The sequence below is a fragment of the Bacillus sp. 17RED48 genome (assembly GCF_019837545.1).
Lineage (GTDB): Bacteria > Bacillota > Bacilli > Bacillales > Bacillaceae_G > Bacillus_A > Bacillus_A wiedmannii.
The window spans coordinates 469,447-493,625 of sequence record NZ_JADAXG010000003.1 but is presented as its reverse complement, the minus strand read 5'-3'; the positions used below and the strand labels follow the sequence as shown (position 1 = coordinate 493,625).

Below are 24,179 nucleotides of genomic sequence, written 5' to 3'. Positions count from 1 at the left end.
TACCTCCCTATTTATCGCTATCTTTTCCCCAAATTTTATATCCACCTGTATGACCAGTATCATGATGAGTCTGATAATCTACAATTTGCATCCTTCCAGTGTCTTGATGATGATGCCATGTATAATGCTCTGGAGTTTTTCCCATTTTAAATAATTGAATTTCTTCATCCGTAAATTTTAAAGCTAATTCAGGACTTTCCATTATTTGTTCATATAATGCCTTACTACACTTTCTAGACTGTGTTGTTCTAGACTTTTTGAAATCTGCCTCTTTTAACATTACCTCGCCTTTTGATTCAAAAATAGGAAATCCTTCAGCATCATACGGAATACCTGTAACAGGGTGCTTATCTCCTGCTAAGTCTCCTTTACGCAAACGAATCGTTTTTGGTCCATTTGCACCTTCATAAGTATACGTAGCTGCTTTCTGTAAATATGGTTGTGTACTACCGACACCTGCATATGAAAGATGATTACCAGCTTTAAATTCATAGTTATTTAATATGTGTAATGCATTTCTGTATGCCGGAGAATTAGTCACAAGTGATTTTCCCTTTAGTAAACCCTGTAATAGCAGCCACCTTACCTGCTTGTCCTACTTTATCTAGCCTTTGCTACCAACAAAGCCTGTGAGTAGCGTAGTGACTGCGTAAGCTGCATAATGTTCTCTGCTTTCCAGATCTCCATTCCAAAAATTATTCATAAATGTATCTGATACAGTGTTCCATACAGCAGGAATAGTCTCTCTATAGTTTACAATCGCATCTCGCATATTTAACTAAGTTTCTTTATCTCCTAAAGCTACGAATCCTTTCCATGCATCTACAACACCATCTACAAAACCAGTAGAAATACCCGTCCACGCAGCATTTAAATCCTTTTTATTGAAAAATGACTCTTCTGATTTTGGAGGGAGTTTTCCACACATGGCTCCTTCTTGAATATCAGAGTCAACTAAATTTCCGTCATACGATTCATCCGCTTCTCGGAATTTAACAGCTGCACGTTCTAATTCTACTGCGATTTTATCTAATTCTTGCAAAATGTTAAACATCATTGGTTTTGCTTCATTAAACATCTGATAGAAACGATCACTGCTTGCTCCGCTCCACTGAGAAGCTATATATTCAATTTGAGAGTATAAATCTTTATGTATATATTCTAATGATGATCTCGTATTGCTTACGGTTTTAGCAGCTTGTTCTAATTGTTCCGGTGTTACCTTTATTTGTGTGCTCATTCCATCCTTTCTTTGCATATATATTATGAAAATTATAACATATCATTATTTCATTAAGGGTTAGCATTTGAAAATATCCGTTCCTAAAAGTGAAAGTATATTCCATCATAAAAACAGCTCCAATTCCTCATTAGAAAAATGAACTGCCCCCTTAAATAACCCTCGTTGTTATAAAAGACATCACGTTTTTATACTGATAGTATTATAAAATAAGCGGTTTATTAATTTTGCAATGAAATTCATTTTATAGACCCCTCTCTTTGTCAATAATTTATCTATTCAACAAAATTATATATTCAGATATATAATTAATAAAAAAAACAAATTTCCGAAAAATATATTTCGGTCATTACATAATTTTTGATATTCGATTGATAGTCATAAGAAAAACATAATAGGGTAACGCCACATGCTCATCAAGCGAAGTTAAAATTATATCCTCAAAATAAAAAAACGCTATACTTATTGTAAAAACTTTCAACTGGAGTACTGATGAAATCAAAAGAATTGAATCAATGCTTTCAGTATCCGTTGTATTTCTTCCAGAAGTCCTTACTCCTCTTTTTACACAAAAACAGACTGTGGAGAAGATTTTCTCCACAGTCTGAAAAGAATCCATATATGTTTTTTTATTTATCACCTTAACTTACTGTAACCTATATTGTCCTGTTAATTGTTCTTCTGTCATTCGAACTAAGCGTTTTGTAATTTCTCCACCGACAGAACCATTTGCACGTGCTGATGTATCCGGTCCTAATGTGACTCCTAATTCACGAGCAATCACGTACTTCATCTGCTCAATAGCTCTCAGCAGAAATAAGAATCTCATTTGTATTACTTTCATGTCTTTGAACATCCATAATTGCGCCTCGTCATATTTCACTAATTGAATTTAAAACACATCCGTATGCTATTTAGTAAGATTTACTATTCGAGACGTAATTATTGCAGTAATTAAGATAATACTAGCGGTTATCAAGCCAGATTCTCCAATCCAAATCTCAGTTTGATATCCTGTACTTGCACGTGCGAAAGGTCCTTGTATAATGGCATTCCAAGTGGTATGGATGATAACCGAAGGCCAAACGCTACCTGTGATAAGTCGTAAATAAGCTGTAATATAACTGAAGGGCACAATACAAAAATAGATGCCAAGTACTGAAAGTAGGATAGATGATCCCTCTACATATAGACCAGCAATAACAATTGGAACATGCCACGTTGCCCAAATCAATCCACTAATAAGGATAGGCCGTGAAAACTCTGCATCGACTAGCCTTGTGAGCATATAACCTCGCCAACCCATTTCTTCTCCTAAAACTGGGATTAAGTTAAGCAAACTTCCTAAAATGCCGCTCAATATTACTAGATAAATGAAACTGAATGGTTCCGGTAGATACTGAAGTCCAAGTATATTGTAGATCGGTTCTAACATACCACCTTCGGGATGCTGAAACTCCGCAATTCCGCTCAACCAGGCGATAGAATAAGTAATTCCACAAATAATCATAGGTATTAGCAGAGCAAACCCAATCCCCTTCCATATCTTTAAGTTACCGAGACTAAAAGATACATCTTTAAACCCTTCTTTCAGTATTATGCGAGTCAAAATAGAAGAAAATGCTGGGGTAAACATATATACCACAATAAGCGGCATACTTTTAGTAATTATTACTACTACATTTAAGATAATAGAAGTAATGATTAAGATACTCAGAAAGAGTTGAAGTCCTATTTTAGCACGTTGGATTTTATCTTTATTGTGAAACGATTTTGCGTGTAATATCATTGTAATCCGCCCTTCCCCTTTAATTCACTTGTTTATCGAATTTACTTCTTCTCATTTCCACAGACACAACTTAGCATAAAAATATTTTGGCATACAGATTCATTCATCTTTAAAATCCCTCCCAAATTTATAATCTAGTCTTACTTGCGACTCATCAATGTAATTATTATTTATAAGTTGTCATAGCCGATAGTACAAAAGTGTAATGATTAGTCTATGACCTGTGTCAATTAACCTTATGACAATATGTAACTAGAAAATATGATATGGGATAGATAACAATTGAATGAAGGCAATTGATACGTGCAAGTACATGAATCAATCTTGCTTTTAAAAATAATTCAATTGGGGTGGAAAAAAATGAATAAGAAAAGAATAATTGCAATGGTTAGTACAGCTTTATTAGTCACAGGATGTGGGGAAGTAGGAAACGCTCAAACGGTAGCAGTCGAAAATTCAGGTCAATCAATCCAAAAAAATATAGTTAAATCAATACAATCACAGGCTTATCCATTAAAAACGATAGAGCCGTCAAAATCATTTGAGGATTTAAAACCACTTAAGAAAATGATTGGGAGTGCACAATATGTAGGATTAGGAGAGAATACTCATGGAAGCTCTGAAATTTTCACTATGAAGTTTCGACTTGTGAAATATTTGGTTACTGAGATGGGTTTTACAAATTTCACAATGGAAGAAGATTGGGGAAACGGCTTAAAGCTAAATGAATATATCCAAACAGGAAAAGGAAACCCTAGGGAATTTTTAAAATTGTTATATCCTACTGATGAAATTATAGCCATGATTGAGTGGATGAAAGATTATAATGCTGATTCATCCAATAAAAAAAAGATCCAATTTATTGGGCTCGACTTAAAAACGTTGGACCAAGGTAGCTTTAATAAAGTAATTGATTATGTAAGGGTGCATCGACCAGATTTGCTGGCAGAAGTAGAAGAAAATTATAAAGAATTATCGTCTTTTACTGGAAGTGTACAGGAATATATGAAACTTACTCCTGAATTGAAAGAGCAGTTCAAAGCAAACGCTGAGAGAGTAGCCCGATTACTAAAAGATGAGAATGTGCAAGCCAACACAGAAATAGTTTCACCTGAGTACATCTGGGTGAAAGCAACGGCAAGTGCAATAGAGAAATTTACCACAATGCTACTGCCTAACGACTATCCAAGTATGATAAAGCTACATGAGCAATACTTGGCCGATCATGCAATGTGGGCACAAGAGACATTTGGTGGTAAAACGATGGTTTGGGCACACAATATTCATATTGCTAAAGGCATTATCGATGAGGAATTATACCCTGATGTTGCGGGGCAGTTTTTAAAGGAACGTTTAGACAATAATTACGTCACAATTGGTAGTACAACTACGGAGGGGAATTTCACCTTATACAGCGAATATAATCCTTCCACCGGGGGTAAGATTACAACGGATACGATTCCACAAAATGTAAATAGTTTTAACTATACCCTCGGAAAAGTACCATATAACATGTTTTTATTGGATAACCGTCACCTTAAAGGACAAGCAGAGAAATGGGTTAAAGCAAAAAGACCATTACTAAGTTTAGGGGGACAAATCCTCCCGAACAGTTCGTTATACTTTGATACTTCATTGCTTGAGCAATTTGATATTATTTTTCACATTCGAAAAACAAGTCCATCTCATATTAAATAAAAGTACAAAACAATCCCTTCTTGCATCTGCCAGAAGGGATTGTTTTATGGAGATTAATATAAGCATCTTTTTTAACCAGAAGTAGGTTACTCTCCCCTTTTTAGCATCATTTAGAACTGTCATATGACACTTTTACACTAGTGAGAATGACAAAAAAAGCAGTACAATTCGGTTATTACATAGATAGGAGCGATGAACTTTATGAAATCAAGATTCATCCAGAACGGTTATTTTTTATTGCTAACTTTCGTTACAGGCTTGTTTTATTTTTGTTTTTATCTAATAGCTCTGCTATTCAGCTTCACCCTTTCATTCACGGTAATTGGGATTCCACTAGTTATACGCGTACTACAGACTACTACACCTTTTATCCAATTCGAGCGCATACAGACGAAAATTTATACAGACATTTCAACAGACTCTTACGATAGAAGGATAACAATGGATACATCGAACTGGGCTCAGATGAAATTAGTGCTTACAGATCGTCGCACTTGGTCTGCTGTCTATTGGTTAATGCAGAAATTTGCGATTGGCATTATTAGTCTCATTAGTGCAACCATTTTTTATGTAATGCCACTTATGTTGCTGTTGGCACCACTACTGTATCGATACATCGAAATGAACATTATATTCATACAGATAGATACTTTTACCAAGTCACTCTTTGTAATGTTTATGGGTATAGTATGTATCGCCATAAGTATTAGAATAGTAGATGGTTTGACAAAGAAAATTGGAGGCTATACACGTAGTATGATTCGGCAACTAAATCAATAGAAATTTGCAGTCTGTGAGTAGTATCGCCGTTTTAAAATAAAAAGTATAATAAGGCAGGAAGGATTAAATTATAATATAGGAAGTAAAAAGGTAGGCTATTTAGGGGGTAAATGACTTGTTTGATATGGTTAAATATTGGTTTTGGTATGATTGGATTATGTTAGGAATCCGTCTACTTGCTAGTGTGTCTATCATTCTAGCTACATTAAATTTTCAGGATGGTTTAACATTACCACTTTGGATTATTATTCTTTGGGAAATTATTGCCTTCTCTGTTCCATGGGTAGCCTTACTATTCAATTATAAATATTATTTATTCACAGAAATATTGCTTTATGGTGGACTATGTATATATTTAACCTCTTTATTTCCAGAGGCTTACAATATTTTTCTTATATCAGTGTTTCTTATCGCAGCAAATAGTAAGCATTTGTCCTATTATTGGACAGCTCCAACAACAGTTTTTATAACAACTGGAATTTTCTATGCGGTTGCGCCAAGTAATAGCTATTGGGTTATGGTCATCTATTATGGATTCGCTTATGTAATGGGATTCGCCTTTCATTTATTAATTGTCAATCATAAGCAAAATGAAGCAATTCGTAAACAAAACGCGGTACTTGAGCAGTATATGTCTCAGATTGAACGCATTACACTGGCAGAGGAACGAAACAGACTGTCGAATGAGCTTCATGATACAGTTGGTCACGCTTATACTTCTATTATTATGGGAATGGAAACGTTGCGTACCGAAATTTCTACTGAAATGGGTATACAGAGGCTAGACTCTCTGCTTGAAATGGGACGGAAAAGCATCGAGGACGTGAGAGGTTACCTACATCAAATGGATTCTCCGTGTCAATCGCCTTCCTTGATTCAATCTCTACAAAATCTTGGAGCCGAATTTCAGGAGCACGCCCAGGTAAATGTAAGTTTTCGGACATTCGGAGAGGAATATCAATTGTCTCGGCAAGCGAAGATCGCATTCATTCGTTGCTTACAAGAGTCTCTTACGAATGCAGTACGTCATGGTCAGGGAACTGAAATTATAGTTTCATTGCAGTTTGAACAACAATATACGAGGTTAGAAGTTCAAGATAATGGAAAAGGAAATGTAGAATGGCAGGAAGGCTTCGGGATGAATGCGATGAAAGAGCGGGCAATGAACTTGCAAGGTCAATTGTCTGTATATACAAAGCCAGAGGAAGGAATGCTTGTTACATGTACCATACCACGACAAACTGAAATAAAAGATGGACTTATTCGTTTGTTAATTGTAGACGATCAGCCATTTGTTCGAGAAAGTTTGAGGACATTACTCGATAGATATGAAGATTTAAATGTAGTCGGTTTGGCTGAGGATGGCAATCAAGCCATCGATTTGTGTGGGCGCCTTCAACCCCATGTTATACTTATGGATTTAGATATGCAGCACATGGATGGAATCAAAGCAACCAAAAAGATTAAGCAACAATGGCCACATATCCGCGTATTGATTTTTACAACGTTTCAAGATACCGAACAGGCGTTGGAATCGCTTCGCAACGGTGCGGATGGTTTTTTACTCAAATCTATTGAAACGTTGGAGCTAGCTAATACGATCCGACTTATTCACAAAGGTGGGACACTAATTGATCAGGAAATGTCTCACAAAATATTTGAGAAGTTTGATGAGCAAAAAGAGACACCACAATCAAAAGCAACCGCTTATGAGCTAACAGCTAGGGAGATAGAAATATTGCAGCTAGTAGCAAAAGGACTTCGTTACACTACCATAGCATCAAGGTTATATTTATCGAATGGTACGGTCAGAAATTATGCTTCCACAGCTTATACAAAGCTAGGAGTTCGTAACAAAGAAGAAGCTGTTCAAAAGGCTCTAGAAATTGGAATTATTGAATAACAAAATGTTTTGCGGTGTATAAAAATGAGTAACAAAAAAAGAACGCTTTCTGTGGTTTCTTTTGTAACAGAGTAAATAAGGCCCGTTATCGTATAAGTAAATGTTAAAACACTTACTGTTTTGTCATAATAAAATCATTGAATCTTATCCTCTAAAATACAATAGCCTACTATCAATTTATCTGATAGTAGGCTTTTAAAATTATTTAAGAACTTGGTTATGTTCTAATTTAACAGTTTTCATCAGTGGAAATATTATCACTTCGGCTCTAAAGTTAACACCTTCCCCTCTATCCCCTCCGTATTCAATGAAGTCGTATGATACGTTCCGTTTACCCAATCATCTATTTGATCATGGTACCAATCGCTTCTAAAATGTCCCGATTGTCCTGGTCCTACGATATGATAACCGTTTGACATATCTTTCGTATCAATCACGAATCGCCAAGAAGCTCCGTGATTGACAATACCGTTTTCTCCGTAACTCGCTGCTTGAACGGTAACTTGGCTGCCGCCGATTGGAATTGGTTTTTCACGATTAAATGCAAGTAGTGCTAGCATACTAGATGATTTTGAAATTGGATGTGTGAACGCCAGTTGATGGTAATCGCCCCACTTCCACTCCGCAACATCAGGGCCATATTCCTTCTGTAATTTCTTCATTACATTTTCGTACGATGTATGCACAACTTTCGTGAAACCTCCGTACTTCGTAAACCAAGCGCTATTTTCTCCTGCCACTTCTTTTCGAATCAATTCATCAACTACTTGTGACTTCCCTTCAAATAACTCCATCACATCTTTCGGTATTTCTTTTGAAAATAACGTATTCGAAATCTCTTTCATTAATAAATGGAATAGTAATGGTGCTGCTTCATCTTTACTATCGTTAAAATTCCACTTTGTTAATTGTTTTACGCCTTCTTTCTCTACTTCATTTAAAGATGCTTTATTTAACTCTTTTAACAATATAGGAGCAAATTCTTTCCCGTATAAATTTTTTTGATCCATCTGTAGCTCTTCTAAATCTTTCACCGTATACTTTTCTTTCTCTTGTAAAAATTCTTGAATACGCATTTGTCTATATGGCTGCGCCCACGTATTACTAATATGGTACGGATAATTATCATCCACAATTTTATTATTTGCAGTTGAAATAAACCCTTGTTTTGGATTTATTACTTTTGGAAGTTGATCATATGGGATATACCCTTCCCATTCATATTCATCTGTCCACCCTGGCACTGGCAAACTCCCGTCACCTTTTTTACGCACTGGTATATTTCCATTCGCTTTATAAGCAATTGTGCCGTCATTTGATGCAAATACAAAGTTTTGAGTTGGTGTATGAAAGTCTTGAAGTGCCGTTTCAAACTCATTCCAATCTTTCGCTTTGTTCATATTTAATACGGCCTTTAATTCAGCAGAAGGCTCCAAAGCAGTCCATTTCAAAGCGAATACCGTTTTCGTTTTCTCTTTTCCTTTATCCGCAAACTCTGAAATAACTGGTCCATGCCTCGTAACCGTCACATTATACGGAACTGTTTTCCCGCCTTTTACTTTAATAGATTCATCAACAACAGTAGCTTTTTCCCACTTATCGTTATACAAAAATTCATTTTCATTATTAGGATTTCGCTTCTCAATATATAAATCTTGCACATCAGGACCAGTATTCGTAACACCCCATGCTATTTTGTCATTGTGACCTAAAATAACACCTGGTACTCCTGCGAAAATAACGCCACTCACATTCAAACCTTTCATTTCAAGTTTCGATTGATACCAAATAGAAGGCGTCGCAAGAGATAAATGAGGATCATCCGCTAAAATTGGCTTACCAGACGCACTCTTCTCACCGCTTATGACCCAATTATTACTACCATTAAACTCTGGCGGAATGACCGCTTTTGCAAAACTTTGTGCTACGTCCACATTTGTATTTTTCAGTTCAGCTAACAATCTAGGTGCATCTTTCGGATATGTAGGAAATAGCTCATTTGCTTGCTCTTTCGGTAAATTTTTTAGCGCCCAATATCGAAACGCCTGTCCGTGCCAATGTCCACCTAAGTCAAATGCCATATACTTTCCAATCGTTAACGTATCAACAATGGACCATTCAGCAGGCTCATATCCTAATATAGTAAACTCAACTGGCAATTTCTTTTCCTCTTTTGCCTCGCGTATAAAAGCGTTCACCCCATCAGCAAATGACTGCAGGGCATATTTCGCTTCCCCGTCATATTGACTAACAGACGCTTCGGCTGCTCGTCGTAAACCGAGTGTTCGAAACAACTTATCTCGATCGACAGCTGCTTCCCCTACAACTTCACTTAACATCCCAGAAGCTTGCCTTCTACTTAAATCCATTTGAAACAAACGATCTTGTGCTTGTACATACCCTTGCGAAAAATATAAATCGTGTGCATTTTCCGCTTTAATATGCGGTACCCCTTTACTATCCCGCTTTACCTGAACAGCATGTTGTAAATCCTCTAGCTTTATCGTCCCATCTATCTTTGGCACAGAACTAAGCGTATATATGTTCAAAAAAATCACTGTACAAATAACTAACAAAAGAACGATACTACTAGACCAAATAAAAATTCTCTTACCTCTAGTTCGTTTCTTCTTTATGACGACTTCCATATAACCCCTCCTTTCTCAAACTATTCGCTTCTATTTAATGAAGAACCTTTTAGAAAAGTTGAAAAACCCATACTTTCTCATACTATGGATCATACAAACTACATACCTCTCTCTTATGTACACCTTCCTTTCTTTCAATGAAATCTACTCGCCCTTTCTTACACCAATTCCTCAAAATCCCCTTCACATAAGCAAGCGCTCGCTTATTATGTTCAAACGCAATTTTAAGTGCCTTTCGTACTGTCTCTCCTGAAACCTTTTGTATCCACTCTTTCAATTCTTTCACGATATATGGAGATAGATTACTTATATGTCGTTCGTAAAACTTATAAACTTCACTATGCAACGTATCCTCTTCTATCTCTTCTTCCTTCTCCTCAACAACTTCTTGTAAACTACTATTATCCTCTTCTTTTGGCATACCAAAATGCTGCAATAACAATGGAATCTTCCATTCTTCAAGACATTTACATAAAAACATATGTATGAACTCTTTATTTTTTACAGTCTTTAACTCACGTAACACACACTTCTCTACATTTGTATTTAAAATAGGGTTATAGTGTAGCCAATTTAGTATGTATAACTCTTTCGTTTCCGCATCGTATAAAATCTTTCCGTATTCAACAAATCTATTTAACAGCTTCTCAACAGTTTCCATACTGTAGCCTGTTTCCAGTTCTGCCACACGCTTCGGTAATACGTAAATTCCACATTGCTTCGTTTTCGTACCAGTTAACAAATATATGTAAAAATAACGCTCCTCTGGCGTTAAATCTAATATGAATTCATCTTGCCAAAAGCTCACCTGCACATTACGGTACACCGCCATATATTTACCTCCTCCTTTTATTCATAAAAAGGCAGAATTCAATCTTTCAATATACATATAGGAATAAGGGCTTTGTTTTTGCATTTGAATTCCAAACTTTTTTAACTACTACAACGCCGGTTTTATTTTTTCGCGCTTTGTTGTTCTTGTAGTTGTTTTTGTTTTTGTTTTTGTTTTTGTTTTGTTTTTTTAGTGATTTATTACTTGGTAGGTGCTTATGAGGGGCTTGGAAGGGGCTTCATAGGGGCTAAAATAAAAAGGAGCTGTTCCAAATTTTCATTTTGGATAGCTCCTTTACCATTCTTTCTATTTTTGACTTGCATCTAACATCTTCACTAAAAAGGCAGCTGCCTCACCACGAGTTGTTGTACCTTTAGGATTAAACTCATTATTTCCAACGCCAGTAACTACCTGCAAGCTGTATAATCGTTGAACAGGCTGTTTGTATGTGATCAAATGTGTATCCCTAAATGGTAATGCGACTAATTCACCTGTAACACCTTTATACTGTAATGCGTTATCAATCATAATCGATGCTTCTTCACGAGTGATTGGTGCATTCGGGTCAAAAACCCCTCCGCCACGACCGCTAATAATCCCTGCACTTGCACTACGTTTAATACCGCTATGAAGTGATGAATGCGCTTTGTTAATATCTATAAATGACTTATTTCCTTCTGGTAGTTTAAGAGCATTTGCGATTAATGTCGCAAACTCAGCTCTCGTTACATTACGGTAAGGCGCAAATACACCATTTCCTTCCCCATGCATAATACCTAGACTGTGAAGTTTACGAATATGTCCCTCAAACCATCCACCTGTAATATCATCTTTTGGCTTTTGTACTTCTTCTTTTGGTACATTGTAGTTAATTTTAATCCAACTTGGATTATAAAAAATCCATTCTCCATTTCCTACTTTGTACCAACCGTCTTTAACTGCTAACACTTTGTAACGGTCTCCGTTTGAAGCTTTACGAACAGTTTGATGTTCAATTCCTGCACCGCTACGTACGTTTATACCGTCACCATTAACGACTAGCTCCATGCTAGGTTCCGCTGGATTAAATTCATTTGAATCAAATAACTCGTTTCTTTCTTGTAAAGGCGAGTCAATTTGCGCATTAACATTTGCATACCATTGAATACCTTGTACGAAGCCAGTCCAATTCCCACGAGAAATTAAAATATCAGGACATTTTTTTCCGCTCCATTGTTGATGCCTGTAAATGTGATCCGCGCTAATTCCTTCTTTATTCATTAAGTAACCTGCAAGTCGCTTCGCATTCTCTAACGCTTTATTGTAATCTCCGTCTTGGTTAACTGAAATTTCAATACCGATAGATTCTCTGTTTCCTGAGCCATCACCATCTCCTGCATGCCAACCATTTTCATTTGTTGGTAGGTGCTGATAGATTTGTTTATCGTCTACTGTAAAATGCCATGAAGCTGTTCGGAACGTACCTTCCGTTGCTTGTTTATACAAATATTTCGCATGATTTTCAGCATTCGCACCGCGAGCTGTGTTTGCAGTCTCATGAATTGTAATGTAACGTGCTTTCATCGGATTGGCCGGGCGAATATCAGGATTTCCTGCTGGAACAATCCACTCTACAAACGGGGCACCTGCAAGTGTTCCATATTTCTTTGTAGTCATCGATGCACTATACTGAATAGCTCTTGGCTTTTCAACCGGCTTCATTTCGCGAGGAGAACCATCATTTCGACCATCTACATGTTCAAATGCCTTTTCAATGTTTGAAATAGCTTCATCTTCTGCTACTTGACCTGTTTTAGCTTCTTTCATTTTATTTAGTTCTTCTGTTTCAGAATGTTTATGCTTATATTCTTCTAGAAGTATTTTCTCGTTTTCTGATACTTCTGTTTCGTTAATTTGCATGTGATCTGGGGTTTCTAGATTGAAATCAGAATAACTTAATCCGCTCGTTCCACTCTCCCCTTGTGCAATACGAAGTTGATCAGTTTGAAGGTTTTTACTCTCTTCTGCTGATATCACTAAAGGTGCGCTCCCTAACATTACTAAACTTGTTGATAGTGCAATTACTCTTTTTTTTATAATTGTATTCATTGCTATATGTAATATTTACACAGCTCGTGTAAATATCTTAACCTCCCTTTATCTTCTCATTAGTGAAAGACTATGAATCTACTATGTACTTCTAATATAACTTTTTCATCACTTATGTATGTATAAAAATATGTTTATTATATCCTTTTATAAATACTTTCTATCCTCAGCAGGCAAATCATAGTTTCTAAGTCAAATTTCTATAAAATCCCTTAACGAACATTATTTTACAACTAATTATAAGTACCGTCAAAAACACTCACAAAAGGGATAATTAATAAAGTAAACTTACATTTTTTCATTTTAACTTTTATTACAAATTCCCTTTAACGTTTTCGACAATCTCATTTATCGTATTTCGATCAAACTTATCACTAATTTCATATGGATCACGATCTCCTACTAGTTGTACGCCTACGATATCGTTGCGGTCCTTACCAAATTGCACTTCAATAATAGCTCCCCGCTCTACTTGTTTCCAAATGTAACTTGCTTCATCTTTATTATCTAAAATAATACAGTCCTCGATATTTTCATCAATCCCTATTAACTTGTTATCATCTATAAACCCAACCTCGTATTGTTGACGCTCTTTCGCTTTGCCACTTACTAATATACCTTTGCTACCATATGAATAATCCATATAGTCCTTTTTCTCAGATTGTACCACTTTCGGCTCTTTTGCTTTAGTTTTTTCATCGTTCTCACAACCCATAATGAAACTGATTGGCATCACCGTAGTTAGTACCACTCTAGTAAATTTCTTTATCATTTAGAATCGACCTCACATATTTAATATAAAACCCCATTTATTACCTTATTAAAGGATAACATGATACTACAGCAAACGCGTCAAAGAGAAAGCATTATTTACATCCCCTCACTATGCGGAGAGCCATACATCCATATTGTTTCTCCCCCCTTTTATCTTCATGTTGTATCTTCACAACAATAAACAACTAACTAAATTATCGATAAATTACACAAAGTGGACATCCTACTCACATAAGACTTAAAATTGAGATGTATGGAAGACATGATAAAAAATATAGGCTAGTTGTTCGCAGTTAAAATGGTCTTTATATTAAGGAAGGAAGTGCACAGCAATGGATTTTAATACAGTTATGCAAGAGCTTGAGGCCCTTGGTAAAGAAAGAACAAAAAAAATATACATATCTAACGGCGCACACGAGCCAGTTTTCGGCGTAGCCATAGGTGCTATGAAACCAATCGCTAAAAAAATAAAATTAAATCAAGAATTAGCTGAAGAACTTTATGCCACAGGCAACTACGATGCTATGTACTTTGCAGGCATTATTGCCGATCCAAAAGCTATGAGTGAATCGGATTTTAATCGGTGGATGGATGGGGCGTATTTTTATATGCTATCTGATTATGTTGTAGCAGTAACTTTATCAGAGTCAAATATAGCACAAGACGTTGCTGATACATGGATTGCAAGTGGAGACGAGCTACGAATGTCTGCAGGCTGGAGTTGCTACTGCTGGCTTTTAGGCAATCGTAAAGACAATGAATTTTCCGAAAGCAAAATTTCCAATATGCTTGAAATGGTGAAAAATACGATTCATGATTCGCCAGAACGAACAAAATCCGCTATGAATACTTTTCTAAACACAGTAGCGATTTCATATGTGCCACTACACGAAAAGGCAGTCGAAATCGCAAAAGAAGTTGGTATAGTCGAAGTAAAACGTGAAAATAAAAAGAGCAGTTTGCTAAATGCTACAGAAAGTATTCAGAAAGAACTTGATAGAGGAAGACTTGGTTTCAAACGTAAGTATGTTAGATGTTAAATGATCAAAAAGGTGTCAATCTAAGCAAGATTGACACCTTTTTGATGAGAAAAACGAATGAACTTCCCCTGGAAATTATTCATCCCCTCTTGTACACCTTATGCGTTAAACATTTCTTCATTCAATTTATAAACCCTATCTCTTTTCTCATCACTTTTGACAAAAATAAGCTTTCCTTCTTTAACAAAACCTTCTAATAGTAAGCATACTTCTCCATATGCTTTAGGCTTATTCGTTGTGAATCTTTCATCTGATATTTTTCCAGCTCGTATTAATTGTTCACATAGCTCAAGTGCACTTATTTCTTCAGAATCCATTAATTCCAATATATCTTTTTGCAGTGGTGATAAAGGTACTGGTATTTCAGTCACCTCCACCTTTCCTTTCTCGTTTTCTTCTTCAAATAAATCTTCAAATGAAATTTGATTCATTACTTCTTTTCCTTTCTAACGATCGATTTGTATAACATGAACTGAATCCTATAGCGTAGTTATTGTTATGTATTCCTTACTTTATTACATAAATATCAAACTCATGTACATCGTTTCATATAGTATGTTTTGATTATACCAAATATATGTTCTATCTTCTATCGTAGATTGAAAAAAGGAACGTTTTACTGTTCACAAATAGCGAAAAGGGATTTAAATAATTTCGTTGAATGGATTTATAGAAATAACTTCAAAATCAACTTTTATTGTATATTTTTGAGTTACTTTACATTTCACTCTATATACCATTTTTAAATAGAGATGAATATTTATAGATACTATGATTAAGTTTCATGCAGATTAGCAAAATAGATATTTATTCCATAGAAATTTATGGTAAACATTTATCATTTATATGTTATAATCTCGATGTAAACATTTAAGTATATTAAATGTTTACTAAGGTTATTCAATACGTTTACTTTAACAAGGGGGCACACAAATGAGCAGAAAAACAAGTAAAGTTAAAAAGTTTTTTGGATTCGTACTAACCGCAGCACTAGCAACTACAACGATGGTAGGCACAGTAAATGCAGAAACAACTACGAAAACAAATGGTAATGCAAATAGCTATAAGGTAGTTAGCAATAATGACACTGTATTTACAGATGTACCAAAGGACCACTGGTCAAAAATTGCTATTGATTACTTAGCATCAGCAGGGATTTATAAGGGATACGGAAATGAGAAATTTGGTTTTGGGGACAATGTTACTAGAGGACAGGTAGCTTCTTTAGTCAATCGACATTTAGGTTTAATAGCAGACGATAAACAGGCGAATATGTTTAGTGACATTACAAATCATATGTTTGAAAAGGATATTAAAGCCATTGCGCAAGCTGGAATTATGACAGGTGATGGATCAGGTACATTTCGTCCAGATGATGTATTAACTCGGTATGAGATGGCAGTAGTGTTACAAAAAGCATTTCATCTAGAATCAAAAGGACAAGGGAGCTTTAAAGATGTACCAAAAGGTCATTGGGCCTATGAATCTGTAAATGCAGTGCGTAGTAACCGTATAGCACAAGGTGACGAATCAGGTAATTTTAATGGCAACATGATTGTGAAGCGTGAGCAATACGCACAATTTTTCTATAATGCAATAGCCAAGAACAGATCTTATAATTTCAACATCAACTCAAAAGAAGAACTGAAACAAATGTTAACAACAGCTTTACAGAATGGGACGTTTGGTCCATTTAAATTAGATGCACTAGGTAAAGATATATCTGAGGTAAAAAAAGAATTTGGAGCGCCTGATGTTTGGAAGCAAGCACCATGTACAGAATGTGATGCCCCTAATACAGCGGTATACGGAGATTATAATATTGATATGTACCCTTCAGACGCTAGATATATATGGGTGAAAATGGATATCTCTATCAACGAATTAAAAGAGTGGTTTGGTGAACCAGATGGAATCGGTGAGGATATGACTAGTGAAGGCTTTATATATAATCGAGGAAGCTATTCTCTTTATTTCAGCTTCTCTGATGGTTATATTCAACGCGCTGAAATATCTAAAGCTGAAGATCGTTATTAAGTTACAAACAATATAAATATATAAAGTATAAAAAGATCCTTCAAGAACACGCTTTTTCTTGAGGGATCTTTTTGTATTCCTATCTATTTTACATAGTACAAATCTATAAAGCTCCCACTGATTAAACTTTATTTTTCTTGATGCTCAGCATCCCATTCACTTAAATACGTTGCATATTCTAATTCATCTGGATCATCATATAACATGGAAATAAACTCTAATTTATTTCCATCACAATCTAGAAAATATACGCTTGCAGCTGGCATCCATCTTTGGACAATCGGTTCTCGATTTCCTTTTCCCTGACTCCCTACTACCTTTATTCCACGTTTCTCTAACCATAATTTTGAAGCATTTAAAAACTCTAAATCTACACGAAAGGCGAAGTGTTTCGTCTCAAACTCTTCATTCGTATGCATTTCCCATAACCCGAGCATTTGCTCTTTACTTTCTCCTATCCAAAAGAATGCAACTCGTCTTTTCGATAGTCTTTTTGCTACTGTTAAGCCTAACTTATTTTGATAGAAATCTATCGCCTTTTCTAAATTCCTTGCATGTAAATGTGTTTCATATATGCTTTGTATCATTATATATTTCCCCCTCCCCTACATTCTGATTTTTAAAAATATGTTTTGTTTTTATCATACAAATTAATATATTTTTAAGCATCCTACTTTTGTATAATTGTTCTTTCCTACAAAGGTATAGATATCCAGCTTTCGCTAATATCCCAACACCGGAATTCAATACAATGAAACTAGTGAGGTTTTATTCCCACACACTAATCATGCTTTTATGGACAATTGGCTCTCACCTACTTTCCTCTCATTAGAAGCTTTGCTGCCCACAAATAGCAGGATAAAAATTCTATTTACATTCATAAATTTTTATAATGTAATAAGATTAACATCTTAATAATAGAGGAGGAACCATTCTGGATAAAACCAAAGTTATGGCTTATTTTAGTGCAACGGGTGATATATTCCCTGTTGAAGCAATTACTGACGCCCTAAGTATCGAGCCTACAAGAACTTATAAAAAAGGTGATGTTGTTGCAAGACGTGATACTCCGAATCTTGTATCCACCAAAATCATATATAGAAAAGAGACGGATTGGACTTTAAGCACTGGATACGAAGAATCATACGATATAAATAATCAGTTGCATGTTATTCTAAAATCCCTTGAAAGAAAAACAGAACAATTAAAACATCTTAAGAAGAAATATAGTTTAGAGTTTCTTCTTATGATAGTAATTCAAGTGGAGAATAACGAATCACCCGCGATGTATTTACAAAAAGATATAATTGATTTTGCTAGTTCCATTCAAGCAGAAATTCATTTTGACCTGTATATTTTGTAACAATAAAAAACGCTATTGATATTGGAATCAACAGCGTTTTTTATGTGACTATATGTTTTATCTTGCTTGTACCCAAAAGCACATTCTTTTTATATAACTTATTACTTCAATTTTCCCTCAAAAACAATTTTCCTACCGCACGGTTCAACTTCTGTTTTGCCGTTTTTCTTCACTTCATGAAAGATTGGCTCTTCCATGCGACGTGATGGCGCATAGCCTTCTCGTTCCATACGTGCTAAGCAGTCTGTAATTGTTTCGTTTTCGAGTACTTCAAATTTCTTTTTATTAGGTTGTTTTGTCATGCCCTAACCTACTTTCTATTTTTCTTGATGCGAATTGATTCTTCATGTAGACCATATATACCATTGCGAGAATTCCCATTATAATCATAACCGCAATAAAAAAGCTTGTATACTGTATTTTTTCTATAAATACGCCTCCTAATACAGGTCCCATAATACTACCTAAACTAAAGGCGATTCCAGATAATATATTACCTGCTGGTAGTAAGTGCCTCGGTAATAAATCTGTCATAAATCCAAGACCTAATGAGAAACACGATCCAATGACCATACCAGCTAACAGCATACAGACAAAAACGATCCAGTAATATTGATCAAATACTGCTGTAAGTAGGAAAATTCCCGTACTTACGCTGAACGTCCACGTTAAAATACGATCTCTTCCGTATTTATCACTTAATATACCGAGTGGAATTTGTGTAATAATGCCCCCAACTGCGAACGCTGGTAATAAGAAGGATACATCTGAAACAGACCATCCTTTACGAAGCGCGTATACTGGTAAGTTACTATTTAACATCGCTTCCAGTACACCATATGCAAGCGGTCCTAGTAATGCAATCCATCCTAATCCAACAACTTGTTTATAACGAGAAAATGATGATTCACCCTTCACTTCTCTTTCATCTTGCGCCGGGAATGCATTTTTCGTTGGGAGTAATAAAAGCCAACCTATTAAGCAAAGTATCGTAGATATAATAAATGGCGTTGCAAGACCGTACTGCACAGTGCTTGCTAAATACGGACCAACCGCAAAACCAATTCCGAAGAATACACCGTATATCGATACTTGTCTACCAATTTTACTCGGGTCTGATGTTGTCGTAATCCATGTTTGTGTTCCGACATGAAGCATATGATCTCCGACTCCAACTAGAAATCTAAGAATAAACCATACCCAAAATGAAAAAGTTTGTGTAAAAAAGAATAATGAAATAATAACGAGAAACCCACCAATAACGATAATTGGCTTCATTCCAAACTTTTGCATCGGTTTTTCAAGAAACGGTGAAATAACTAATATCCCAATGTATAATGCCGTCGCATGAATACCGTTAATACTTGAACTAACCCCTTCTTGTTCAAAAATCATTGCAATGGCAGGTAAGAGCATCCCTTGTGACAAACCCGAGATTGCTACAATTCCAACCATAATCCAAAATGTAAAACGCATTGACATCCCTTTCCCTCTCCTTCTCACGCTGTCCACCTTTTATTATAAACTGTTTCTTCAAATGCGTGTACGAATATTCGCAATAAAAAAGAAGCTAAAAGAATGAATCTTTTAGCTTCTTATCCTTCCCATACTTGCGCTTTCACATTGTGGTGAAAGTGCTTGAAATATGGATTTCCATAAAATGATGAGCCATATAAGTATTGCTGTGCACTAGCAATTGGTGGCTGCGGGTATTGCATTTGTAATGGAACTACAGATGGTGAAACTTGCATATACATCGGATCAATAATAAATTTTATATGTTGGTGATGGTTATATGGAGAATGATATATTAAAAGCGGATTATGCATTGACTCTCTCCCCTTATACATACAAATGTTATAGTATATGCAACACTTCTCATTTCGGGGATTATTTCTATTCTAACCAATCTTCTACATGTTTTATAAATACATCTAAACAATCAATAAAAGGCGAATGACCGCAATCCTCTAACACTTTTAACTCTGCATTTGGCAAATGTTTTGCTAATTCCTCACCGACTACTTGCGGTACGACGTAATCTCTGTCACCTTGTATGACGAGTGTCGGAGCTTTAATATGATGAATTTCTTTATTTCCCTCTACAACTCCGTTATGTTCATCCGAAATATTAAATGTAATGAGCGCATAATTCACATCTACGAAATTACGCTGCGTTAACATATCGTCTAAATACTTGTCATAACGGTCCGGTTCAGGTTGATTATGTGTATATATTAATAGATTCCATACTGTACGGTAATATAATTTATTCATATTTTTTATCGCATCTAGCACTGGAGCAATTTGTACGGGATCTTGTGCAACCTCTTCTTTCGTCTTTACTAAACTTGATACGATTGGCTGCCCGTTTATATCTTTTTTAAAAATTGGATATCCCTTCATGCCTACTGATTCTACTAAAATTAACTTTTCAACAAATGTTGGATGATTCGCTGTAAATTGCATCGCAACACCACCGCCCATTGACCAGCCCATTAATGAAAATTTCTCTAGTTTTAATTGATCGATAAATAGTTTTACATCTCTTGCAAAGTCTTGTAATGAATCTATCGATTGATTATATGTTGATTGACCAAATCCTCTTAAATCAAGAGCGTAAATATGGTATCGATCTTGCAGCTTTTCAATTACTAAATCCCAATGTTGTGACGATGTCATGTTTCCGTGAATGAGTACAAGAATTTCTGTATTTTGCCTTCCAACTTCCTGATACGCAATCGTTTCTCCGTTCGATAGTGAAACAAACTCCATTGTTGCAGGCTTAATCATCACAAGTTCCCCCATTCTAATTAATAGAAAGAAAATTCTTTACTTACTTAAAGAATAACATACAGAATGTACGTTCTCAACATAAAGCCTATACGAAATTTTTACATAACTCAACATGTCTATTACTAGACAATTATAATAAAAAAGTATATAGTTAGCTAGGTAACTAATTTGAAAGGATCAAAATACATGGACGAAAAACAACATTTTTTTCACATTGTCAGCCAGACTTCTCGAAAATTCACAAAGAAATTTAATGAACGCGTATCTCCAACTGGGCTATTCAGTGCGCAATGGGCTGTTATTTTCCGCATTAATCAAACCGGTTCTTGTACGCAAACAGAATTGTGCCAATACTTAAATGTTGAATCACCAACGATGACTCGTACGTTAACACGTATGGAAACGATGGGTTGGATTATTCGTACAGAAGGAAAAGATCGTCGTGAGAAGCTCATTTCTTTATCAGAAACAGCGATAAAAATGATTCCGGTATGGCAAGAAGAAGTTGATACTTTCGAAGAAAAAACACTAGAAGATATTAACGAAGATGATTTACATCAAGCATTTGAAGTGTTACAAAAAATCATTAAAAATTTAGATTAAATTGGAGGGATGACGATGCAAAGTGAGAAACTTTGGACAAAGGATTTCCTCGGAACTTGTTTTAGTAGTCTATTTCTCTTCTTAACATTCTATATGCTTATGACTACTCTGCCTGTCTATGTAATAGACGGCCTAAAAGGAAAACCTGAGGAAATTGGTTTAGTTGCAACTGTTTTTCTTATTTCATCTGTTTTATGTAGACCATTTACAGGAAAATGGCTCGATGAATTAGGGAGAAAGAAAATTTTATTTATTTCACTTTCATTATTTTTAGCTGCTACCGTTATGTATTTCGGTGCACAAAGTTTATTTTTATTACTTGCCCTTCGCTTCTTACATGGTATTGGGTTCGGTATGGCAACAACAGCCACAGGAACAATTGTAACTGATGTTGCGCCAGCTCATAGACGAGGCGAAGCACTTGCATATTTCGGCGTATTCATGAGTCTGCCTATGGTAATTGGTCCTTTTTTAGGTTTAACAATTATTTCTCATTTTTCATTTACTGTACTATTTATCGTTTGTTCCGTATTTTCATTACTTGCATTTTTATTAGGACTACTTGTAAATATTCCGCATGAAGTACCAGTGAGCAAACAAAAACGAGAAAAAATGAAATGGAAAGACTTAATTGAACCATCCTCTATTCCGATTGCTCTGACAGGATTTGTTTTAGCCTTTTCTTATAGTGGTATTTTATCCTTTATTCCTATTTATGCGAAAGAAATCGGTTTAGGAGAAGTTGCTAGTTACTTCTTTATTGTATACGCACTCGTTGTTGTAATTTCTCGTCCATTTACAGGAAAGATTTTTGATCGCTTCGGTGAAAATGTACTTGTTTACCCAGCTATTATTATTTTCACAATTGGGATGTTCATTTTAAGTCAAGCACAAACTCCGTTTTGGTTCCTTGGCGCAGGTATGTTAATCGGTTTAGGTTACGGAACATTAATTCCAAGTTTCCAAACGATTGCGATCTCTGCCGCTGCAAACCATCGACGTGGTTCTGCGACAGCTACGTACTTCTCATTCTTTGATAGTGGTCTCGGTTTTGGTTCTTTCATTTTAGGTATCGTCGCAGCGAAATCAAGTTACCATAATATGTATTTTATCGCAGCTATTATCGTTGCTTTCACTTTACTTCTCTATTATGGATTACACGGACGAAAACAAAAATTCAAGAAACAACATACAGACGGAAAAGTTTCCGCTTAACACGAATAAGGAAAGTAAACGGGGAAGTTTACTTTCCTTATTTTGTATTTCTTTCACTAGAAGCGTATACTTATAATAATAGAAATAAAAAGGAGGGACCGATATGAAACTTAAAAAATCTCCCCTACACTTACTCATAATTACATTTATATTTGTAATTACAGGGCTCGGTTTTACATACTTCAAACATAATAAAACAATCCCATCGAAAAATAACGTGACGAAGAAAAATTGGTTAGATGATCCGTACTTACGTTGGTCGTACACACATATGAAAGAATTCACTTTAATTAACGAGGTAAAACATAACCCGGATCACGTTTCTAATTTCTCTACCACATCGCAAAACTTAGACGATTTTGCTGTGGAGCGTAGATTTGGAAATACAACTCCTCTAAAAAAACTTTTAGACGATAACAAAACGGATGCTTTTGTCGTGGTACACAATGGACAACTTGTTTATGAACGATATTTCAATGGATATAACGAGAGTGAACCTCATGGCATGGCATCATTAGCGAAGGTCTTTACTGGTGCAATTATACAATCTCTCGCTGAAGAAAATCGTATTGACTTAGAAAAAACAGCTGACGCATATATAAAAGAATTAAAAAATACACCGTTCGGTAATGCCACACTTCAGCAATTAATGGACATGCAAGTTTCTGTAGAATATCCTACTCACGGATACGAACATCCAGCGTTAGAAAATCAAGATGCACAACTATATTTAGCGAGCAATATTTTACCTAGAGGTAAAAACTACGACGGTCCGATGAAAATTTATGATATGTTACGAGAAGCAGAAGAAACTGCATCGCCTGGTTCCGATTTTTCTTACGATAACGGATCAGCGGAAACACTCGCTTGGGTTATTCGAACGATCACTGGTAAATCATTAGCGGATAATGTTAGCGAGCGCATATGGTCTCAAATTGGTATGAAAGAAAATGCTTATTACGTCACCGATGAAACAAAAGTTGAACAAGCTAGCGCTGGTTTAAATGCAACTGCTAGAGATATGGCTAGATTCGGGCAATTACTATTAAACAACGGGGAATATAACGGAAAACAAATTCTCCCTTCTTCTATTACTGAAGATATAAAAAATGTCCAAGAAGGTGAACTTGCAGTTGGCCCTGGAGCTTCCATTTCTTATCATAATCAATGGTGGATTCCGCACAATGAACAAGGTGCTTTCGAAGTGTTAGGCAGTTACGGACAAACACTTTACATCGATCCGAAAGCAAATATGGTCATTGTCCACTTCTCTTCTAACGCTACGCCAAGTAATGAAATACATTCAGTTTACTCAAATATGTATATTGATATTGCACATCATTTAGAGAAGCTTCCACAGTAGTGGAAGCTTT

The 24,179-nt window shown here is 35.6% G+C and carries 20 protein-coding genes and 2 pseudogenes; 9 read left to right on the top strand and 13 right to left on the bottom strand.

All coding sequences use genetic code 11. From position 1 onward, the window contains the following. Positions 1-7: 7 nt before the first annotated feature. The 3 genes and pseudogenes from ILT06_RS15385 to ILT06_RS15375 form a co-directional block, all read right to left on the bottom strand. Positions 8-1,240 (bottom strand): annotated as a pseudogene (locus ILT06_RS15385) (WXG100 family type VII secretion target). Positions 1,241-1,886: 646 nt separating this feature from the next. Continuing rightward, a pseudogene (locus ILT06_RS15380) lies at positions 1,887-2,100 on the bottom strand (alpha/beta-type small acid-soluble spore protein). Between the two features lie 50 nt (positions 2,101-2,150). Further along, complete coding sequence (locus tag ILT06_RS15375; RefSeq protein ID WP_088047162.1) at positions 2,151-3,029, bottom strand: CPBP family intramembrane glutamic endopeptidase; 879 nt, start codon at positions 3,027-3,029, stop codon at positions 2,151-2,153. Positions 3,030-3,389: 360 nt separating this feature from the next. On the opposite strand from ILT06_RS15375, the gene ILT06_RS15370 reads away from it, so the two are divergent. The 3 genes from ILT06_RS15370 to ILT06_RS15360 all read left to right on the top strand — a co-directional run bounded on the left by ILT06_RS15370 (position 3,390) and on the right by ILT06_RS15360 (position 7,410). Further along, complete coding sequence (locus ILT06_RS15370) at positions 3,390-4,727, top strand: erythromycin esterase family protein (RefSeq protein ID WP_088047161.1); 1,338 nt, start codon at positions 3,390-3,392, stop codon at positions 4,725-4,727. 201 nt (positions 4,728-4,928) lie between these two features. Then, on the top strand, positions 4,929-5,507 hold the full coding sequence (locus ILT06_RS15365; RefSeq protein ID WP_088047160.1) for a sensor domain-containing protein: 579 nt from the start codon (positions 4,929-4,931) through the stop codon (positions 5,505-5,507). Between the two features lie 115 nt (positions 5,508-5,622). Beyond that, positions 5,623-7,410, top strand: a complete 1,788-nt coding sequence (locus tag ILT06_RS15360) for a helix-turn-helix transcriptional regulator (RefSeq protein ID WP_064475823.1) — start codon at positions 5,623-5,625, stop codon at positions 7,408-7,410. Positions 7,411-7,667: 257 nt separating this feature from the next. Here ILT06_RS15360 and ILT06_RS15355 read toward each other — a convergent pair whose 3' ends face one another. The 4 genes from ILT06_RS15355 to ILT06_RS15340 all read right to left on the bottom strand — a co-directional run bounded on the left by ILT06_RS15355 (position 7,668) and on the right by ILT06_RS15340 (position 13,750). Then, positions 7,668-10,058, bottom strand: a complete 2,391-nt coding sequence (locus ILT06_RS15355; RefSeq protein WP_149174090.1) for a penicillin acylase family protein — start codon at positions 10,056-10,058, stop codon at positions 7,668-7,670. A gap of 82 nt (positions 10,059-10,140) precedes the next feature. Then, positions 10,141-10,890, bottom strand: coding sequence for a DnaD domain-containing protein (locus tag ILT06_RS15350; protein WP_222655260.1), 750 nt, complete (start codon positions 10,888-10,890; stop codon positions 10,141-10,143). Between the two features lie 306 nt (positions 10,891-11,196). Beyond that, positions 11,197-12,978: an S-layer homology domain-containing protein gene (locus ILT06_RS15345; protein WP_222655259.1), complete on the bottom strand. Its 1,782-nt coding sequence runs from the start codon at positions 12,976-12,978 to the stop codon at positions 11,197-11,199. Positions 12,979-13,291: 313 nt separating this feature from the next. Continuing rightward, complete coding sequence (locus tag ILT06_RS15340; protein WP_064475827.1) at positions 13,292-13,750, bottom strand: hypothetical protein; 459 nt, start codon at positions 13,748-13,750, stop codon at positions 13,292-13,294. A gap of 334 nt (positions 13,751-14,084) precedes the next feature. Between ILT06_RS15340 and ILT06_RS15335 the strand changes: the two genes are divergently transcribed. Continuing rightward, on the top strand, positions 14,085-14,792 hold the full coding sequence (locus ILT06_RS15335; RefSeq protein ID WP_222655258.1) for a DNA alkylation repair protein: 708 nt from the start codon (positions 14,085-14,087) through the stop codon (positions 14,790-14,792). A 98-nt stretch (positions 14,793-14,890) separates the two neighbouring features. On the opposite strand, the gene ILT06_RS15330 is transcribed toward ILT06_RS15335, so the two are convergent. Then, positions 14,891-15,223, bottom strand: coding sequence for a DUF3895 domain-containing protein (locus tag ILT06_RS15330; protein ID WP_064475829.1), 333 nt, complete (start codon positions 15,221-15,223; stop codon positions 14,891-14,893). Positions 15,224-15,725: 502 nt separating this feature from the next. Between ILT06_RS15330 and ILT06_RS15325 the strand changes: the two genes are divergently transcribed. Further along, positions 15,726-16,829: an S-layer homology domain-containing protein gene (locus ILT06_RS15325; RefSeq protein ID WP_222655257.1), complete on the top strand. Its 1,104-nt coding sequence runs from the start codon at positions 15,726-15,728 to the stop codon at positions 16,827-16,829. Positions 16,830-16,957: 128 nt separating this feature from the next. Here ILT06_RS15325 and ILT06_RS15320 read toward each other — a convergent pair whose 3' ends face one another. Next, entirely contained in the window at positions 16,958-17,416 is a 459-nt protein-coding gene (locus ILT06_RS15320) for a VOC family protein (RefSeq protein WP_103655728.1), read from the bottom strand. A gap of 365 nt (positions 17,417-17,781) precedes the next feature. Between ILT06_RS15320 and ILT06_RS15315 the strand changes: the two genes are divergently transcribed. After that, complete coding sequence (locus tag ILT06_RS15315) at positions 17,782-18,192, top strand: DUF4279 domain-containing protein (protein WP_222655256.1); 411 nt, start codon at positions 17,782-17,784, stop codon at positions 18,190-18,192. A gap of 101 nt (positions 18,193-18,293) precedes the next feature. Here ILT06_RS15315 and ILT06_RS15310 read toward each other — a convergent pair whose 3' ends face one another. The 4 genes from ILT06_RS15310 to phaZ form a co-directional block, all read right to left on the bottom strand. Continuing rightward, the gene (locus ILT06_RS15310; RefSeq protein WP_064475833.1) at positions 18,294-18,494 is read right to left on the bottom strand and encodes an NETI motif-containing protein; all 201 of its coding nucleotides are present in this window, start codon (positions 18,492-18,494) and stop codon (positions 18,294-18,296) included. Further along, the gene (locus ILT06_RS15305) at positions 18,478-19,674 is read right to left on the bottom strand and encodes an MFS transporter (protein WP_064475834.1); all 1,197 of its coding nucleotides are present in this window, start codon (positions 19,672-19,674) and stop codon (positions 18,478-18,480) included. The genes ILT06_RS15310 and ILT06_RS15305 overlap by 17 nt, the downstream gene beginning before the upstream one ends. Before the next feature lie 113 nt (positions 19,675-19,787). After that, positions 19,788-20,021 carry a hypothetical protein gene (locus ILT06_RS15300; protein ID WP_064475835.1) on the bottom strand — a complete coding sequence of 78 codons (234 nt, stop codon included), beginning with the start codon at positions 20,019-20,021 and terminating at the stop codon, positions 19,788-19,790. 67 nt (positions 20,022-20,088) lie between these two features. Further along, the gene (gene phaZ / locus ILT06_RS15295; protein ID WP_141669121.1) at positions 20,089-21,000 is read right to left on the bottom strand and encodes an intracellular short-chain-length polyhydroxyalkanoate depolymerase; all 912 of its coding nucleotides are present in this window, start codon (positions 20,998-21,000) and stop codon (positions 20,089-20,091) included. A 174-nt stretch (positions 21,001-21,174) separates the two neighbouring features. On the opposite strand from phaZ, the gene ILT06_RS15290 reads away from it, so the two are divergent. From ILT06_RS15290 to ILT06_RS15280, 3 genes are all read left to right on the top strand, one after another. Continuing rightward, a complete protein-coding gene (locus tag ILT06_RS15290; RefSeq protein ID WP_064475837.1) occupies positions 21,175-21,591 on the top strand; it encodes a MarR family winged helix-turn-helix transcriptional regulator in 417 nt (138 codons plus the stop codon). Between the two features lie 15 nt (positions 21,592-21,606). After that, positions 21,607-22,806 carry an MFS transporter gene (locus ILT06_RS15285; protein WP_001190340.1) on the top strand — a complete coding sequence of 400 codons (1,200 nt, stop codon included), beginning with the start codon at positions 21,607-21,609 and terminating at the stop codon, positions 22,804-22,806. 103 nt (positions 22,807-22,909) lie between these two features. Continuing rightward, positions 22,910-24,169, top strand: coding sequence for a serine hydrolase domain-containing protein (locus ILT06_RS15280; RefSeq protein WP_088047156.1), 1,260 nt, complete (start codon positions 22,910-22,912; stop codon positions 24,167-24,169). Positions 24,170-24,179 lie beyond the last annotated feature (10 nt).

Bases quoted from the DNA above. Each gene is read 5' to 3' on its own strand.
- ILT06_RS15375 (WP_088047162.1), bottom strand. From the start codon at position 3,029: ATGATATTACACGCAAAATCGTTTCACAATAAAGATAAAATCCAACGT.
- ILT06_RS15370 (WP_088047161.1), top strand. From the start codon at position 3,390: ATGAATAAGAAAAGAATAATTGCAATGGTTAGTACAGCTTTATTAGTC.
- ILT06_RS15365 (WP_088047160.1), top strand. From the start codon at position 4,929: ATGAAATCAAGATTCATCCAGAACGGTTATTTTTTATTGCTAACTTTC.
- ILT06_RS15355 (WP_149174090.1), bottom strand. From the start codon at position 10,058: ATGGAAGTCGTCATAAAGAAGAAACGAACTAGAGGTAAGAGAATTTTT.
- ILT06_RS15350 (WP_222655260.1), bottom strand. From the start codon at position 10,890: ATGGCGGTGTACCGTAATGTGCAGGTGAGCTTTTGGCAAGATGAATTC.
- ILT06_RS15345 (WP_222655259.1), bottom strand. From the start codon at position 12,978: ATGAATACAATTATAAAAAAAAGAGTAATTGCACTATCAACAAGTTTA.
- ILT06_RS15340 (WP_064475827.1), bottom strand. From the start codon at position 13,750: ATGATAAAGAAATTTACTAGAGTGGTACTAACTACGGTGATGCCAATC.
- ILT06_RS15335 (WP_222655258.1), top strand. From the start codon at position 14,085: ATGGATTTTAATACAGTTATGCAAGAGCTTGAGGCCCTTGGTAAAGAA.
- ILT06_RS15330 (WP_064475829.1), bottom strand. From the start codon at position 15,223: ATGAATCAAATTTCATTTGAAGATTTATTTGAAGAAGAAAACGAGAAA.
- ILT06_RS15325 (WP_222655257.1), top strand. From the start codon at position 15,726: ATGAGCAGAAAAACAAGTAAAGTTAAAAAGTTTTTTGGATTCGTACTA.
- ILT06_RS15320 (WP_103655728.1), bottom strand. From the start codon at position 17,416: ATGATACAAAGCATATATGAAACACATTTACATGCAAGGAATTTAGAA.
- ILT06_RS15315 (WP_222655256.1), top strand. From the start codon at position 17,782: ATGGCTTATTTTAGTGCAACGGGTGATATATTCCCTGTTGAAGCAATT.
- ILT06_RS15310 (WP_064475833.1), bottom strand. From the start codon at position 18,494: ATGACAAAACAACCTAATAAAAAGAAATTTGAAGTACTCGAAAACGAA.
- ILT06_RS15305 (WP_064475834.1), bottom strand. From the start codon at position 19,674: ATGTCAATGCGTTTTACATTTTGGATTATGGTTGGAATTGTAGCAATC.
- ILT06_RS15300 (WP_064475835.1), bottom strand. From the start codon at position 20,021: ATGCATAATCCGCTTTTAATATATCATTCTCCATATAACCATCACCAA.
- phaZ (WP_141669121.1), bottom strand. From the start codon at position 21,000: ATGGGGGAACTTGTGATGATTAAGCCTGCAACAATGGAGTTTGTTTCA.
- ILT06_RS15290 (WP_064475837.1), top strand. From the start codon at position 21,175: ATGGACGAAAAACAACATTTTTTTCACATTGTCAGCCAGACTTCTCGA.
- ILT06_RS15285 (WP_001190340.1), top strand. From the start codon at position 21,607: ATGCAAAGTGAGAAACTTTGGACAAAGGATTTCCTCGGAACTTGTTTT.
- ILT06_RS15280 (WP_088047156.1), top strand. From the start codon at position 22,910: ATGAAACTTAAAAAATCTCCCCTACACTTACTCATAATTACATTTATA.